Source organism: Bhargavaea massiliensis (assembly GCF_050480245.1).
Classification (GTDB): domain Bacteria; phylum Bacillota; class Bacilli; order Bacillales; family Anoxybacillaceae; genus Anoxybacillus.
Genome location: NZ_JBCNEQ010000040.1, coordinates 1 through 16,019, shown reverse-complemented (window position 1 = coordinate 16,019; position 16,019 = coordinate 1). Strand labels below are relative to the sequence as shown.

Genomic DNA, 16,019 nt, shown 5'->3' with positions numbered 1-16,019 from the left:
ATAATAAACTCATGTTATAAAACTATACATAAGAATGTGAGGTAATGTAACATGAATGAGTTGCTCGTATCCGAACAAACAAACTCTTCAACGCTTGAACAAATTAAAGAAATCATGAAGCAAAAACATGTTGAATTATTACATTTGCAATTTGTTGATCTTGAAGGTATTTTAAAACATGTCACAGTTACAGCAGAGCAATTAGATGATGTAGTAGAAGGAAAAATCATGTTTGACGGATCTTCAATTAAAGGTTTTTCACCAATCAATCGCTCAGACTTATATTTACTCCCTGATTTACGAACATTTGCGGTATTACCATGGACAGTAGAAGACGGATATGCAGAAGCTCGCTTTCTCTGCTCTGTCATCAATCCAGACGGAACGTTATTTGAAGGAGATCCACGTAACGTTTTGAAAAAAACAGTTGAACGAGCAAAACAAAAAGGATATACCATTTCTGTCGGCCCTGAATTAGAGTTCTTCTTATTTAAAACAGATGAGAACGGAAACCCAACAACAGAGCCACAAGATGGCGGTGGCTATTTTGAGCCATCTCCAAAAGATCTCGGAGAACGCGTTCGCTTAGATATTTATCGTGCGTTAAAGGCGATGGGCTTTACGATTGAGGCTTCACACCATGAAGTTGCTGAGGGGCAACATGAAATTAACTTCAAATATGCTGATGCTCTCGGTGCTGCGGACAATGCAACAACATACAAGTGGGTCGTTAAAACGATCGCTAAAAAACACGGTTTACATGCTACGTTTATGCCAAAACCGATTTTTGGTATTAACGGCTCAGGAATGCACGTGAACATTTCGTTATTTAAAGACGGTGAAAATGCTTTCTTTGATCCATCGGACGACAATCAATTATCTGAAACAGCGTACCAATTCATTGCCGGTTTATTACGCAACGTAAAAAGTTTTGCGGCCATTACAAACCCACTTGTAAACTCATATAAACGTCTTGTGCCAGGGTATGAGGCACCTTGTTATATTGCGTGGTCGGCATCAAACCGCTCCGCATTGATCCGCATTCCTGCTAAACGCGGATTAGCAACACGTGTCGAACTTCGTTGTCCTGATCCATCTGCAAACCCATATTTAGCGTTTGCAGTGATTGCAGAAGCAGGACTTGATGGAGTAGAAAAAGCACTCACTTGCCCGGCACCAATTGACGAAGATATTTTCCATATGACTGCTGAACGTCGTGCAGAGCTTGGTATTGAAAACCTCCCAGGCAGTTTAGGAAAAGCTGTCGAAGAGTTAGAAAAAGGAACAATTGGCCGTCATACATTAGGCGATCACGTATTTAACGAATACGTAGCAATGAAAAAGAACGAATGGGATAGCTATCGGACAGCAGTACATGCTTGGGAAATTGAACATTATCAAACGAAATTTTAAAAGCGAGCGATTGTGCTCGCTTTTTTGCATGTTTTCATTATGCGTTTGAACAACAAATGGTTTATGATGGAACATAGAAAACAACGAAAGGGTGATATTGTGTCTAAACGAGTAATTACGATAATCGTATTGATTTGTACCGCAACAACACTATTATGGGCTATCGGTTTAATCGTCATGATTCAAGATCAATTTTTTTACGAAGCTTCCTCGATCAAACAACCAAAAACAACAACTTCAAACATACAGAAAAATAATGGACTTTCGATTGTCGCTCTTGGCGACTCATTAACGCGTGGAACAGGAGATGAAACGGGGAAAGGGTACGTTGGATATGTTGTAGATGAACTAAAAAAACGGACAAATCAACCCGTTCAATTCATAAATTTATCCATTAAAGGACAACGTTCTCCTCAACTCATCAATCAACTCAAACAAAAAGAAGTGCAACGTCAATTAAAAGAAGCTGACATTATTTTAATGACGATCGGAGGAAACGACTTATTTCGCGGTGGTGAAACGCTAAGAGACTTATCCCATACTCAAATTGAAAAAGAAAAAAAGAAATTTGTCGAGCAGCTGCATACGATTTTCCGACTCATTCGTACAGCGAATAGCAACGCCCCAGTATTTTATGTCGCTTTGTATAATCCATTTAATGATTTAGATAACGGAAAAGAAACATCTGCCGTTGTACGTAGTTGGAATTATGCAGCATCTGAAGTAGCAGCTCAGTACAAATCTATTATTTGCGTTCCGACATATGATTTATTTGAACTGCAAGTAAACGACTATTTGTATACAGATAAATTCCATCCAAACAAAGAAGGATATAAACGAATTGGTGAACGTGTTGCCTCGCTCATTACGTTAACGAAAGGAGAGAAATAATGGAAGAGACATTAGTTGTGCAAAACGTGCGAAAAACCATTGGAAAAAAAGAAATTATTAAAGGACTTTCGTTTTCACTAAAAAAAGGCGAAGTGTTTGGTTTCTTAGGTCCAAATGGCGCAGGGAAGACGACAACGATTCGCATGCTTGTCGGATTGATTCGACCGACATCTGGAACGATTTCAATTTGTGGATATGATTTACAAAAACAATTTACAAAAGCAATTCAACACATTGGCTGTATTGTTGAAAACCCTGAACTTTATCCATATTTAAGCGGTTGGGAAAATCTTGAACACTTTGCACGAATGGTGCCGGGAATTACGGCTCATCGCATTCAAGAAGTGGTTGAACTCGTCGGTCTACAAAATCGGATTCATGATCTCGTGCGCACATATTCGCTCGGCATGCGTCAACGACTCGGTATTGCGCAAGCGCTACTCGGAAAACCGACGGTGCTTATTTTAGACGAACCAACAAACGGTTTAGACCCTGTCGGCATTCGTGAAATGAGGCAGTTTATTCGCTCGCTTGCTGAAAAAGAACAGTTAAGTGTGCTCGTTTCATCACATTTATTGAGTGAAATACAACTCATGTGTGATCGTGTTGCGATTATGTCTAAAGGGGAGATTATTCGCATTGATACGGTTGAACATTTGCTACAAGAACAAGCTCGGACATATTGGAGCGTTGATCCGGTAGATAAAGCAAAACAAATACTACAAAATGAAACGACTGTGCTTGGTGAAAAAGATGGAGCACTCGTGACAATCTATGAGTCAAATGAAACGATTGCGCGTTGCAATGCCTGTTTAATTGAAGCAGGGGTACATGTCAGTGGAATTGAACGAAAACTTCCAACACTAGAAGACTTATTTATTGAATTAACGGGAGGGGAAACGATTGATTAATCTCGTATACAATGAAATGTTAAAAATTGTTCGTAAAAAACGACTATTTATGATTGCGGCCATCGTGGCTGTTCTCGTTAGTTTATTTACATACGCGCAATTTAAACAGATCGAAACGATTCGAGAACGGATCGGAACGACAGATTGGCGCACTCAGCTACAACAACAAATCATCGACACACAAAACCGATTAAATTCGACAGGAATCTCTGAGGATTGGAAAAAGTTTCTTAAAATTCGTTTACAACAACAACAGTATTATTTAGACAACGACATTAATCCAATGGCACCCGGTGCTCCAACATTTATGCGCATGTTTATTGAAAACTCGATTGAATTGTTTTTGCCGCTGCTTGTTATGGTCATTGCAGCTGATCTTGTTTCATCAGAAGTAAGCGGAGGAACGATCAAACTGCTGTTGACGCGTCCTGTGAAACGATGGAAAATTTTAATGAGCAAATATATCGCTTTGATTTTATCCACATCGTTTATCGTGTTTTCCGTTGCAGTTTTATCGTATGCCATCTCGGGCATTGTATTTGGATATGGCGGATGGAATTTACCTCTTTTAACAGGATTTTCGATCCAAGGTGAAGGATTAAATACAGCGGGTGTTCACCTCATTCCTCAATGGAAATACTTACTTATTGAATTTGGACTTGCTTTTTTTGTTGCACTCGTCGTCGGCACGCTTACATTTATGCTTTCCGTGTTGCTGCGTAGCACAGCAGCAGTAATGGGAATCATGCTCGCCGCTCTTATTTCTGGAGCGATTTTATCAAGCATGGTGTCGTCGTGGGAATCCGCAAAATATTTGTTTATGGTCAATTTGCGACTCACAGGTTACATTAGCGGCATGGCGCCACCAATTGATGGGATGACGCTTTCTTTTTCAATGACGGTGCTAGCTATTTGGGCACTTGGTGCATTGATTGTTTCTTTTTATGTATTTACGAAAAGGGATGTTTACTGATGAAAAAAAGGTTGTATACCGTGATGGAGAAATTGCAACAGCGAACGCCAACGATCATGGACTTTGACACATTCGCTCAATATGCCGTACTTCTCCCGCTCGTCCGTCAAAATGACGATATATTTGTTTTATTTGAAGTACGCTCATTACATTTGCGTCGTCAACCGGGGGAAATTTGTTTTCCAGGTGGAAAGATAGACGAATGTGATCAAAATCCGAGCGATGCCGCTGTTCGTGAAACGTGTGAAGAGCTAGGTATTCAAAAAGAAAATATTACACACATCGTCCCGCTTGATTACATGTTGTCGCCTTTCGGTATGGTCATTTATCCGTTTGCTGCGTTTGTAGATATGACGTGCATGAAAATAAATGAAAAAGAAGTGGCAGAAGTATTTACCGTTCCGCTATCCTTCTTTGTTGAAACAAAGCCAGACATATATCACGTTCAGCTTGAACCGAAACCCGAAGAGCATTTCCCGTTCGAACATATCCCAGGGGGAAGGGAGTATAATTGGCGACCGAGACAAATTGAAGAATATTTTTATTACTACGAAGATAAAGTCATTTGGGGATTAACAGCAAAAATCGTATATCATTTCACTCAACTTATTCAAAAAGAGAAAGGAGAATAGACATGTCACAACCTGTTGATTTAGGATTTGGCATTTCACTCATTGATTTGTATGATTTACAAACTGCTCAGCGGACAGGTGCATACGTTTTTCGAGAAGAAGAGGTGACGATTATTGAAACGAGCGCAAGCCCATCTATCCCGCATTTACTTAAAGGGCTAGAAGAATTATCAATCGATTTAAAAGATGTAAAAAACATTATTGTGACACATATTCATTTAGATCATGCGGGTGGAGCAGGAGTGTTACTAAAACATTGTCCAAACGCTCGCGTATTTGTTCATCCGAAGGGAATGCGACATTTGGCCGATCCGTCTCGTCTCATTCAAGGAGCAAAAGCAGTTTATAGTGAAAAATTTGACGCATTATTTGACCCGATCGTTCCTATTCCTGAAGATCGGTTAATTGTAAAAGAAGATGGAGAAACCTTGCAAATCGGAGAAGATCGTACATTAACGTTTCTTCATACACCAGGGCATGCGAATCACCATTTCTCTATTTATGACGAAAAAAGCAACGGTATTTTTACAGGTGATACGGCAGGTGTTTTTTATCCACAGTTACTTTCATATGACGTGGAGTTATATTTGCCATCTACATCACCAAATCAATTTGACCCAGAAGCGATGCAAGCTTCGATTAAAAGATTCATGTCGTTACATCCAGATCGCATCTATTTTGGCCATTTTGGTATGTCAACCCATGTGCAGACGGTTTGGGATCAGCTACATTACTGGCTACCGATCTTCGTGCAAATAGGTCGCGATATCGTAGATAAACAAAAAGATAAGTCCTTTACAGAAAAGACAGAAGCCGTTTTCCAACTTTTATTCGACAACGTTCAAACATTTTTACGCAAACGGCAAGTACCCGATAATGCAGATGTATATAAAGTGCTTCAACTTGATTTACAAGTATGTGCGATGGGGCTTGTTGACTATATTGAAAAACAAAAAAGTAATTGACGAAAAATCATGTTTTCGCTATAATTTCTTTGGCACCCCACCATACGGAGGAGTACCCAAGTCCGGCTGAAGGGGTCGGTCTCGAAAACCGATAGGGGTGTCAAAGCCCGCGGGGGTTCGAATCCCCCCTCCTCCGCCATATCTCCTCTTTCATTCCTTCTTTTGTGACCTTCAACTTTGTTTCTTTATTCCAATTCGTGAGGATGTGACAAATTGAAAAAATATTATGTCGTTTGGCAAGGGGCGAAAACAGGTATTTTTTCTTCTTGGGACGAGTGTAAACCGTACGTCATTGGTATTCCTGGAGCAAAGTATCGCTCATTTTCATCTAAAGAAGAAGCGGAGCAAGCATTTTCCTCTGGTCCGATGACAAACCGCACGAAAAAAAATAAAACATACTCAACGAATTATGTAGAAGAAAGCATTTGTGTTGATGCGGCATGTAGCGGAAATCCAGGGTGGATGGAATATCGAGGTGTACATACAAGAACAGGAGAAGAATTGTTTCATGTCGGACCGATGATTGGAACAAACAACATTGGTGAGTTTTTAGCCATTGTGCACGGATTAGCATGGCTACAACAACAAAACAAAAGCTGGCCGATTTATTCCGATTCGGCGACAGCTATGAAATGGGTAAAAGGAAAAAAAGCAAATACAACGCTCGTTCGCAACGCTGAAACAGAGCGTGTCTGGCAACTTATTGAACGCGCTGAAGCGTGGCTGCGCACGCACCATTATACGAATGAAATTATGAAATGGGAAACCGAGCAATGGGGAGAAATTAAAGCGGACTTTGGACGAAAGTAAAAGGAGAGGGATATTAACCTTCTCCTTTTTGCATATTATCGAGTTGTTGTTTTAGTGTTTGTTTATCCAATTGTTCACCGATTATGACAAAATGTAACGGGACATTCATTTCCTCTTTCATATAAAGCGGTGTACCGTATGCATACTGAAAGGAGTAAACTCCACTTGTATGAGTAAAGCGTAAAAATCCTTTCATGCGGTAAATAGTATCAGGAAGTTGTCGTACCCAGTGTTCGAACACGTCTAAGTCAATTGGGCTTGTGAATGTATGTACGTATGTTTGAATGCGTAGTCTTTCGATATTCATTCGCTCATGCTCGTTTCTCATCCGCTTCGATAACAAATGAATATCTTCCATTCGCACATTAGAAAACGTTGTGAAAATTGTGCGCGCCTCGCTGTTGATCGTTTGTAACTCAAACGATAATTTTGCTTGTTCTTCTGGGCGTAATTCATCTGTCTTATTGACAATTAATACATCCGCGTGACGAACTTGTTCTTTTAACAACATTTGCAAGGGAATGGAGAGTTGTTGACGATTCATCCAACGTGTTGCATCGATGGTCGTGATGATGCCTCTCATTTGAATGCGATCAGCAAACAATGGCGACATGCACGCATCGAGCACTTCAACAGGATGTGCTACCCCTGTCGTTTCAATATAAATGACATCTAGCTCGTGTTTTTGAAGGAGGGAATAAAGCTCTACTTCAAATTGATCTTGAATGGTACAACATACACAGCCGCTTAATAATTCGCTTAGTACAGCATCTTCTGAAACAGCATGTGAGTCAATGGACACTTGGCCAATTTCATTCATCACAACAGCGACTTTCCGTCCATGTTCTTTTTCATGTTGCAGTAGCCGCTTTAATAATGTCGTTTTACCACTCCCAAGAAATCCGGATAAGATATATATGTCTGTATGTTTCATAAAGATCTCCCTTCTACATGTTCTTTTTTGATCATAGTCAAAAATAATAAATAGCACAAGAAAATATATCGTACATCGATGGACAATTTGAAGAAAAGATGATGGATCGAAAATGTTCAATGTACCAATTGTTTCAATTTAGACGAAAAACACATGTTGAAAGGAGAATGAAAAATGAAACAACAGCAAACAAAAACAAATATAACATGGACGGTAGATGACGATTTTTGCTTTCCGTTATTCTTGCATCACTGATTTTTCTTGTTACCCTCGTTTTTGTTATTTGGCAACCACGCAATTTATCGATTGGTTGGTCGGCGTGCGGTGGCGCCTTATTAGCGTTGCTCCTTTGTGATGAACAACATTGCCAACGGTTATGATTGATGCACTAGCCATCGCTGATACAAATACGACAGGAATTATTCGTGAAGCGCTTATTTATGCCAATGTGATCGGTTCCGACTTAGAACCAAAAATTACACCAATTGGCTCACTCGCGACACTTCTTTGGTTACATGTCCTTTCAACAAAAGGAGTAAAAATTACGTGGGGCACTTATTTTAAAAACGGTTTAATTTTAACTATCCCAACATTATTTATTACGCTCGTTGGGTTATATATCTCGTTGGGTTATATATATGGTTACTTACTATTCATTAAAAGGAGTCGATTGCAATGAAAAAAGTCATTTATTTCTTATGCACAGGAAACTCTTGTCGTAGCCAAATGGCGGAAGGATGGGCAAAAAAATATCTCGGTGATGAATGGGAAGTATATAGCGCTGGTATCGAAGCACACGGTTTAAATCCAAACGCCGTAAAAGCGATGAAAGAGGTGGGCATCGATATTTCAAAACAAACATCCGATATCATTGATCCGGAAATTTTAAACAAAGCCGATTTAGTCGTTACATTATGTGGACATGCAGCTGATCATTGTCCAGTCACACCACCGCACGTAAAACGCGTACATTGGGGGTTTGACGATCCAGCGAAAGTAGAAGGGACCGAAGAAGAAAAATGGGTTGTTTTCCAGCGTGTTCGTGATGAAATTGGCGCGCGAATTAAGCGATTTGCGGAAACAGGAGAGTAAAACGCCGAATATAAACTTATGATTTATATATCCAATCTATTTCCCATAATTTAATTATGTAAACTTAAAGAGCCAAACGAGAAGATCCCCGTTTGGCTCTCCTTAAATTTCTCTCACTAAGAGGCTCGTCAATTGTTTCATTGATTGTGACAACCATTTTTTACGATGGTATACAAGTTGAAGGGAGAGGTGTATATCGGCCTCGGGAAGAAGGATGCGAACCAAACTCCCTTTCTCTAATTCAGACTCTACAGCCATAAGTGGCAAAAAAGCGATGCCAAGTCCATAAGCGACGCATCGTTTTATTGCTTCAAGCCGCACACGTTCCACCCATTACAGCGAGCGCCTATATCGCACTCTTTGCTGCTTTTTCTTTTTATCGGAACATCGTTTATTTCAAGCGTTTTGGCGATGCTGACGTTTTTTGCGGGAATGAATATCATCGGTCCGACAAAAGCAGCGATTTTAAGCATGATAGAACCGATCGTGACGTTTCTTCTATCGATGGTATTTTTACATGAAAGCATGTCGTCTATTCAAATGATTGGGGGACTGATTGTGTTGAGTGGAGCTATGCTTGTTGTCACAACAAAAGAACTTAAACCAAAGAAAAAATCGACCTCTATCAGTGCGTGATGGGGGTCGATTTTGCAAAATGGCAGGAATATTGCCCATCGTTATCTAATTCCAATAAATGTTTCTTTATAGTAGCGAGGAGGATTGTTGTGAACCAAAATGTAAACTCCCCGTCGGTGGCGCTAGTGACAGGGGCCTCGAGTGGGTTTGGGCTACTTGTAAGTATTGCACTTGCGCGCGAAGGATATCAAGTCGTTGCTTCGATGCGAAACATGCAAAACAAAGAAATGCTTACAACCGTGGCGTCTGAAGCAGGCGTGTACGATCGGATAGAAGTCATATCTCTCGATGTCACCGATTTCGCTTCGGTAGAATCGGTTGTACACGATGTAATCAATCGCTATGGACGAATCGATGTATTAGTTAACAACGCAGGGTTTGCCGTTGGTGGCTTTGTCGAGGAACTCTCAATTGAAGAGTGGGAGCGTCAGTTTGCGACGAACTTTTTTGGGTTAGTTGCCGTCACAAAAGCTGTTTTGCCGATTATGCGAACGCAACGTAGCGGTAAGATTATCAACATTAGCAGCATTAGCGGACGAATCGGTTTTCCGGCGATGGGGCCATATGTCGCTTCAAAATTTGCTGTCGAAGGATTTAGCGAATCGCTTCGTTTAGAAATGTTGCCGTACGGAGTATATGTCGTCTTAATTGAGCCTGGGTCATTCAAAACAAACATTTGGTCGAAAGGACTTCAAGGAGTGTCCGTCCGTTCCGATTCACCATATGCAAAAGAAATGAAAACCATTGTGCAATACGTGAATCGAGTAGCTAAAACAGCACCACCCCCTGACGAAGTCATTAGGCAAATCATTAAAGCTGTCCAATCGCCGACTCCTCGTTTGCGTTACCCTGTAGGGAGAGGAGTCAAACTGACGTTAATGCTGAAAAACTGGTTGCCATGGAAGTGGTGGGAGCGGATTTTCCTGAAAACGTTTAATAAACAGAAATAAGCACAACCTTCATGTAGAGCTGTAGAAAACATACATTTGGAAGTAGGAGTTTTGTCAATTTTAGCGAAATGATGTGTAAAATCGTTGGGGATTGATCAACAAAATGCTTTAGACCAAGAATTAAGCAGGTGGCGAAAGAGATGGGAAATGTTTATTTTTTCACCGGATTTCCGGGATTTATTTCGTCGATGTTGCTTGAGAAGCTTGTAAAGAAGGGGGAAGAGGAATGATTGTTGAGATGAAAAATGTTTCATTTATTAGAGAAGGGCGCGTCATTCTAGACCGTCTACATTGGGAAGTGCAAGAAAATGAACAATGGGTCATTCTCGGGTTAAATGGTTCAGGAAAAACATCGCTACTTAATATTTTATTAGGTTATGAATACCCATCAAAAGGAGAAGTTTCCGTATTAGGGCACCGATTTGGAAAAACAAATTTGCCAGAACTTCGCAAACACATCGGGTTTGTAAGCAACTCGTTTGAGAGATTTCAACCTACATTAGAATCGGAAACGGTGGAAGAGGTAATTGTTAGCGGAAAATTTGCTTCGATTGGGCTGTATGAGCCTGTCACAGTCGAAGATTTTCATCAAGCCGAACAATGGATGAATGTCTTTCGAATTGGTTACTTAAAAGGAAAAACGTATCGCACCTTATCGCAAGGAGAAAAGAGAAAGGTACTGATTGCTCGAGCACTAATGGCAAAGCCAAAGCTACTCATACTGGATGAACCAACCGTAGGACTAGATATGTTAACACGAGAAGAACTTTTAGCACTCATTAAAGACGTTATCATGAAAAAAGTATGCCACGTGTTATATGTCACACATTATATTGAAGAAATCATCGAAGAAATGACCCATGTTTTATTATTAAAAGATGGAAAAATTATAGCAGCCGGACAAAAAGAAAAAATACTCACTGACGATTATTTGTCAGAAACGTTTCAAATAGATGTGCACGTCCGTTGGGAACATAATCGGCCGTGGGTATCGATAAAAAAAGCCCTGCACTTCAGTAAGGTGCAATTCCTCCCCGTGCCTAAAGGCAGGGGCTTCCTTGCGTAAGTTTCGTGAATAGGAAAATAAAGGAGGACGAAAGGCGTAAAATGAATGAGAAAAGGGAGGAAAATTTCACTTCAATGTCCGTAAAGAAGCCAACAAATATACTAGAGAAATTACAAGCGCGATTAAGTCATCGGTTTGCGATTTTGGAAGAAGACATCTTTCATCTTATAAAAGAAGAATTGGTGTCGTTAGAAATTACGCCCGAAGCTTTTCGTACAGTAAAGGACGTTTGGGACGATATAGATCTGTATTGTTTCGATGAAAATTTATTCAATCGATGCGAAGAGAAAATACAAACGTTTCTTTATGACCTACTTGCTGATTGTGTGAGGGAATTAGGAGTGGACGAAGTACGTACGTATCTCATCACCCAAGGGTGGTCAAATGAGGTAGAAGAAATGGACATGGAAGACCTTATTTATGGGGTAAATGATCTATTAGACTGGGAAATTGAAGAAATCACATTGGATTTGCTTGAGCATTTTGGCCAGTATGAATTGTCATTTCTCTATCGCAAAGAATATCCGTTTCAACAGTTATGTAAACAAATAGAAAAACCAGTGGATTTGCATTTTTTGAACAATGCTCTATCTTCTTGGTTATTTGCAAGAAAGGAACAGATAAAAAAACAAATTCAAGAGGAGTACGGGGAAATGCTGTTAGATGATTCATTAAAGATAACAGCTTTTTCGAGCGAGAAACTAGTACAAGCCTTTTTTAATGTGGTGGATGAAGAACACCTAGCACAAATAGTTAAATACGTAGAAACAGAATTGACGAACGAAATAAAAACTCGCTTCCAAGCCTTTCTTGCCATTCGTCAAACATCTATATGGAAAGTTTGTGAATCCATTATTGATCAACACGTAGGCATATGGCTCCATGAAGTAAAAAAAGAAGCAAAAGCCCTGTACGATGAATGGGAGGAGCTCTGTCGCTTGCTCGAGAATAGTTGTTCTAAAGAGATGATAATAATTCTTGATAAAATGCGGCACTATCCGACTTTTATAAAAGAAGTGGATAAAAAACGAAGAACGAAAGAGGAATACGAAGCGATTTTATCTAAAATTGCGTATACGTATGTACAGTTGCTAAACGAAAAATATCAATGTTCAATAGAATGGAATCCACAGAAAATGAACCGCTGGTTGAGTACGTGGTTTACATCAATAGAGGAATTTGAACGCTCGTTTCTTCATTCTAAAGAGTTTAACCGCCACTTAAAGGCGATAAGCAAGCAAATTTTTGACCACCCTTTATCACTTTCCGCTTCATCGGTTCACAAAAAATATGTCGTTCATGTCGGTCCGACTAACTCTGGAAAGACATATGACTCGATGCAACGGTTGTTTCAAGCGAAAACAGGGATGTATTTAGCCCCATTGAGATTGCTTGCGTTAGAAAAGTTTGAAGAGATGTGTTCCCACGGTATTGCATGTGCCTTAATAACAGGGGAAGAAAGAAAAAATGTACATGGCAGTACACATATAAGCGCAACGGTCGAGTCAGTGAATGTCAACGAGGAATTTGAAGTTGTCGTTATTGATGAATGTCAATTATTAGCGGATGAAACGAGGGGGGCTGCTTGGGTCAAAGCGATTATCGGGGCGAAAGCGAAAGAAATTCATTTGGTTGTTGCACCGCATGCTGTTGGCTTGCTTCAAACACTGCTAACTTACCATCAGTTTGATTTTGAAGTAATCGAACACAAACGTACCACTCCACTCATTTGGGAAGAAAAGGATTTTTCTTTTCCAAATGACTTGCAAAAAGGAGATGCACTTATTGTTTTTTCAAAAAAGAACGTTCTCCATGTTGCCGCTTCACTCGTAAAACGAGGATATAACGTCTCGGTTTTGTACGGAAGCATGCCTCCTGAAACAAGAAGAAAACAAGTCAGGCAATTTCGGAAAGGGTTAACCGATATATTAATAGCAACCGATGCTATCGGCATGGGAATGAATCTTCCTATTCGAAGAGTCATCTTTATGGAAAGTGAAAAGTTTGATGGGAAAGCCGTTCGAACGTTAAAAGCAGAAGAAGTACAGCAAATCGCAGGACGAGCAGGAAGAAAAGGAATATATGAAGAAGGGTTCGTCTACGCTATGGTAAATCGAAAAAAAATAAAAAAGTTGTTAGAGGCGCCGGTAGCTCCTATTGAATATAGTTTTCTCCCTATATCAATCGAATCACTAAAAAAATTTCCTTACGAATCATTCGATTTATTCAAACGGGCATGGAGCTTTTATCAAAACGAATTAAAAGAAACACCTTATCGTGTTCGTGAAATAAGCGAATGGGAAAGAAAAATGTTCGTTTTAGAGAAGGCATTGAAAAAGATGAAGCTCGAACTTCCTCTTTGGAAGAAATTATCTTTCTGTTTCGTTCCGTTTTCAATCGAAGAAACGAAGATAACAGATTGTTGGCTAACGATGATTAGAGAATATTTAACGGAAGGGAAGGTAGCTCTGCCGCCTATCCTTACGTCGGTCGATGCAATTGATGAATTGGAGAACGGCTATAAACAGCTTATGTTATTTACGTCATTTGCTTATTCTCAATCGTTGTCTTTTAACGAAGAAGAGGTTTTTGAACTAAAAGAAAAAATTTCTGAAAAAATATTTGAAGTACTATCTAAACATTTGATACGCTATATGAAAAAATGTAAAATTTGCAATCAGGAATTGCCTTGGGATTTTCCATATCCACATTGCCATCATTGTCATGAATATATGTATGTGGAGATGTCTTTTTAATTTGCTGCTTATCTTTCTAGGGGAATTTTTCATCCTATTTCGCGCAGGAGACTCCCACTTCAACGACCAAAGGGAGTAAGTGGGAGAGGAGTGTGAGTAAAATGTTTGTGGGAGAAATTCTTAGAATTCCCCGATGAGGGGGTTGGGAACGTAGGTTCGCAATCCCCCTCATCGGGGCCACCAAGCGAAGCGCGGTAGGATCCCAAGCAGGAAACATGAAAAAGGACCCTCTCCCTGGTAAGATGATCATTGTCCACACCATCAAACAGGAGGAGAGAGTCTCATGAATATTCAACAACATCTTACCACAAATTCGTTGACATGGAAAGAGATCGAACTTGATTTGTTTCGGGCCTTGCAAAACGCCTTCGCCGAGCTGTTTACGGCTCTGTTGGAGGACATCGACCGACAATTGGCGGAAACCCGGGACAAGCGCCGATACCACTTGAAAGACAAACGACGCACCACGATTCAAACCCTGTTTGGCGAAGTCACCTTTGAGCAGAACTACTATTTGGATCGAGAACAAAACCGTTACACGTTTTTGCTTGATTCCTTTTTAGCGTTTGATGGATCGCAGTCAATCAGCCCTTGTCTAGAAGAAACGGCGGTGGGATTGGCTGTGGAGTGCTCTTCCTATCGCAAAGCGGCTCATACGCTTGCCCAGATGGTCGGGTATCCGGTGATGAGCCATGAGGCGATCCGCCAGTTGGTGCTCGAAGCTGAAGCACCGCTGCACTGCCCGGTTGACCAGCGATATGGACGGGTGCTGTTTGTGGAGGCCGATGGACTGTTTGTTTCTCGCCAAGGGAAGGGAAAACGGGCCAAGGAAGACAAAATCCTGACCGTTCACGAAGGGTGGAAGCGCAACGGCTCACGGATCGAATTTGTCAATCAGCGCCATTACGTCCATGAGGGCAAGAGGGAGGTGTGGGAAGGCTTCGAGGAATTTTTGATGAACGAATATGCCTATGATCCGTGTCGGGATCTTCTTGTCATCAACGGGGACGGCGCTCCATGGATTACCGCGTGCCGGGAGTATTTCAAGGGACGGGTCTGCTTCCAATTGGATCGATTCCACGTGGCGCGTGAGTTGCGCCAATGCCTCTCGGGCCATCTACGGTGGCAGGCGATTCGGCAAAAGCTGGCGAAGCAGGATGAAGAGGGGTTGCTTGTGGAACTGAACAGCGCCCTCGGCACGCTGGGGGACGAAGCGAAAGAACAACAGCTGGCTGCCTTGATCCACCGGATCGAATCGATGCCGGGATGCATCCGTGATTACCGGGAATGGCTGAAGGAGCAAGGAGTGGACACAACGGGCATGTATCCGATGGGGAGGGCTGAAAGCGTGATGAGCCAGTTGGCGTATCGGGTGAAATACCGCCGCAGTTGGACAGACAAGGGACTCAGGGCGTTTTTCAAGGCAATGATTGCCCGGATGGATGGGATTCGTCTTTTCGGACGTTGTTTAGGAGAAGAATCGTCGCAGTCGGCGGAGGAAACGGCGTCGACGGCATCCACCAAACAGACGATCGTGAACAAGGCGAAACAACGCGTCCGCCGTCTTCTTCCGGAGGTAACGCGGAATAACGTGCCATATTTACAGCAATCGTCCGGGACACCGATCTATCATGCCCTGTCTGAACTCAAGGGATGGTAAAAAAAGGTATACATATCGGTCTGTCATGGCAAGGGATGAGAGTCCGAAATCGCTTACGGATGGGATTCAAAAAAATGGTTCGCTAACCTATGACTTACATCTGTTTTCAGCGAATCAAAAAAGTTCCCACAAAGTCTTGACTGACTCGAATGACACTTTCCAGTTGATTTGCCCAGTCGACATTCGGTATACTTCTTTTAGACATAGGTAGGGTTCTCCTTTCTCTGGAATGTTTGGGTTCAATCAGAGAATACCCTCCCTCTAGAAATGTTGATATATCAAGGTTCCTTGGCATCTTAGGGGTGCCAAAAAAAAATTTTTTTCGACAAA

General features: G+C 41.2%; 16 protein-coding genes, 1 tRNA gene and 1 pseudogene. 16 read left to right on the top strand and 2 right to left on the bottom strand.

Translation table 11 applies throughout. The features are described from left to right. Nucleotides 1–51: 51 nt before the first annotated feature. The 8 genes from glnA to ABEV15_RS08395 all read left to right on the top strand — a co-directional run bounded on the left by glnA (nucleotide 52) and on the right by ABEV15_RS08395 (nucleotide 6,595). Entirely contained in the window at nucleotides 52–1,413 is a 1,362-nt protein-coding gene (gene glnA / locus ABEV15_RS08430; protein ID WP_498852941.1) for a type I glutamate--ammonia ligase, read from the top strand. A 99-nt stretch (nucleotides 1,414–1,512) separates the two neighbouring features. Beyond that, nucleotides 1,513–2,304 (top strand): SGNH/GDSL hydrolase family protein, encoded by a 792-nt coding sequence (locus tag ABEV15_RS08425; protein ID WP_498852940.1) that lies wholly within the window; start codon nucleotides 1,513–1,515, stop codon nucleotides 2,302–2,304. Then, nucleotides 2,304–3,215, top strand: coding sequence for an ABC transporter ATP-binding protein (locus ABEV15_RS08420; protein WP_498852939.1), 912 nt, complete (start codon nucleotides 2,304–2,306; stop codon nucleotides 3,213–3,215). Before ABEV15_RS08425 ends, ABEV15_RS08420 begins: the two co-directional genes overlap by 1 nt. Next, complete coding sequence (locus ABEV15_RS08415; RefSeq protein WP_498852938.1) at nucleotides 3,208–4,188, top strand: DUF2705 family protein; 981 nt, start codon at nucleotides 3,208–3,210, stop codon at nucleotides 4,186–4,188. Before ABEV15_RS08420 ends, ABEV15_RS08415 begins: the two co-directional genes overlap by 8 nt. Continuing rightward, complete coding sequence (locus ABEV15_RS08410) at nucleotides 4,188–4,820, top strand: NUDIX hydrolase (RefSeq protein ID WP_498852937.1); 633 nt, start codon at nucleotides 4,188–4,190, stop codon at nucleotides 4,818–4,820. The genes ABEV15_RS08415 and ABEV15_RS08410 overlap by 1 nt, the downstream gene beginning before the upstream one ends. Nucleotides 4,821–4,822: 2 nt before the next feature. Beyond that, the gene (locus ABEV15_RS08405; protein ID WP_498852936.1) at nucleotides 4,823–5,785 is read left to right on the top strand and encodes an MBL fold metallo-hydrolase; all 963 of its coding nucleotides are present in this window, start codon (nucleotides 4,823–4,825) and stop codon (nucleotides 5,783–5,785) included. A gap of 46 nt (nucleotides 5,786–5,831) precedes the next feature. Continuing rightward, nucleotides 5,832–5,924, top strand: a tRNA-Ser gene (locus ABEV15_RS08400). Nucleotides 5,925–5,998: 74 nt separating this feature from the next. Next, nucleotides 5,999–6,595, top strand: a complete 597-nt coding sequence (locus ABEV15_RS08395; RefSeq protein ID WP_429631149.1) for a ribonuclease H1 domain-containing protein — start codon at nucleotides 5,999–6,001, stop codon at nucleotides 6,593–6,595. A gap of 13 nt (nucleotides 6,596–6,608) precedes the next feature. On the opposite strand, the gene ABEV15_RS08390 is transcribed toward ABEV15_RS08395, so the two are convergent. Next, on the bottom strand, nucleotides 6,609–7,529 hold the full coding sequence (locus ABEV15_RS08390; protein ID WP_429635683.1) for a CobW family GTP-binding protein: 921 nt from the start codon (nucleotides 7,527–7,529) through the stop codon (nucleotides 6,609–6,611). A 227-nt stretch (nucleotides 7,530–7,756) separates the two neighbouring features. Between ABEV15_RS08390 and ABEV15_RS08385 the strand changes: the two genes are divergently transcribed. From ABEV15_RS08385 to arsC, 3 genes and pseudogenes are all read left to right on the top strand, one after another. After that, nucleotides 7,757–7,909: an ArsB/NhaD family transporter gene (locus ABEV15_RS08385; protein WP_498852935.1), complete on the top strand. Its 153-nt coding sequence runs from the start codon at nucleotides 7,757–7,759 to the stop codon at nucleotides 7,907–7,909. After that, nucleotides 7,894–8,208 (top strand): annotated as a pseudogene (locus ABEV15_RS08380) (ArsB/NhaD family transporter); the annotation flags it as partial. The gene ABEV15_RS08385 and the pseudogene ABEV15_RS08380, both read left to right, overlap by 16 nt. After that, nucleotides 8,205–8,621 (top strand): arsenate reductase (thioredoxin), encoded by a 417-nt coding sequence (gene arsC / locus ABEV15_RS08375; RefSeq protein ID WP_498852934.1) that lies wholly within the window; start codon nucleotides 8,205–8,207, stop codon nucleotides 8,619–8,621. The pseudogene ABEV15_RS08380 and the gene arsC, both read left to right, overlap by 4 nt. Before the next feature lie 102 nt (nucleotides 8,622–8,723). On the opposite strand, the gene ABEV15_RS08370 is transcribed toward arsC, so the two are convergent. Beyond that, nucleotides 8,724–8,942, bottom strand: coding sequence for a LysR substrate-binding domain-containing protein (locus ABEV15_RS08370; RefSeq protein ID WP_498852933.1), 219 nt, complete (start codon nucleotides 8,940–8,942; stop codon nucleotides 8,724–8,726). Between the two features lie 90 nt (nucleotides 8,943–9,032). Here ABEV15_RS08370 and ABEV15_RS08365 point away from each other — a divergent pair, with 90 nt between their 5' ends. The 5 genes from ABEV15_RS08365 to ABEV15_RS08345 all read left to right on the top strand — a co-directional run bounded on the left by ABEV15_RS08365 (nucleotide 9,033) and on the right by ABEV15_RS08345 (nucleotide 15,689). Further along, the gene (locus ABEV15_RS08365; RefSeq protein ID WP_498852932.1) at nucleotides 9,033–9,257 is read left to right on the top strand and encodes an EamA family transporter; all 225 of its coding nucleotides are present in this window, start codon (nucleotides 9,033–9,035) and stop codon (nucleotides 9,255–9,257) included. Nucleotides 9,258–9,346: 89 nt separating this feature from the next. After that, nucleotides 9,347–10,207, top strand: a complete 861-nt coding sequence (locus tag ABEV15_RS08360) for an oxidoreductase (protein WP_498852931.1) — start codon at nucleotides 9,347–9,349, stop codon at nucleotides 10,205–10,207. Between the two features lie 226 nt (nucleotides 10,208–10,433). Then, a complete protein-coding gene (locus ABEV15_RS08355; RefSeq protein WP_498852930.1) occupies nucleotides 10,434–11,273 on the top strand; it encodes an ABC transporter ATP-binding protein in 840 nt (279 codons plus the stop codon). Between the two features lie 74 nt (nucleotides 11,274–11,347). Continuing rightward, on the top strand, nucleotides 11,348–14,029 hold the full coding sequence (locus tag ABEV15_RS08350) for a helicase-related protein (protein ID WP_498852929.1): 2,682 nt from the start codon (nucleotides 11,348–11,350) through the stop codon (nucleotides 14,027–14,029). A gap of 283 nt (nucleotides 14,030–14,312) precedes the next feature. After that, complete coding sequence (locus tag ABEV15_RS08345) at nucleotides 14,313–15,689, top strand: ISLre2-like element ISGsp4 family transposase (protein ID WP_498852928.1); 1,377 nt, start codon at nucleotides 14,313–14,315, stop codon at nucleotides 15,687–15,689. The last annotated feature ends 330 nt before the right edge of the window (nucleotides 15,690–16,019 follow it).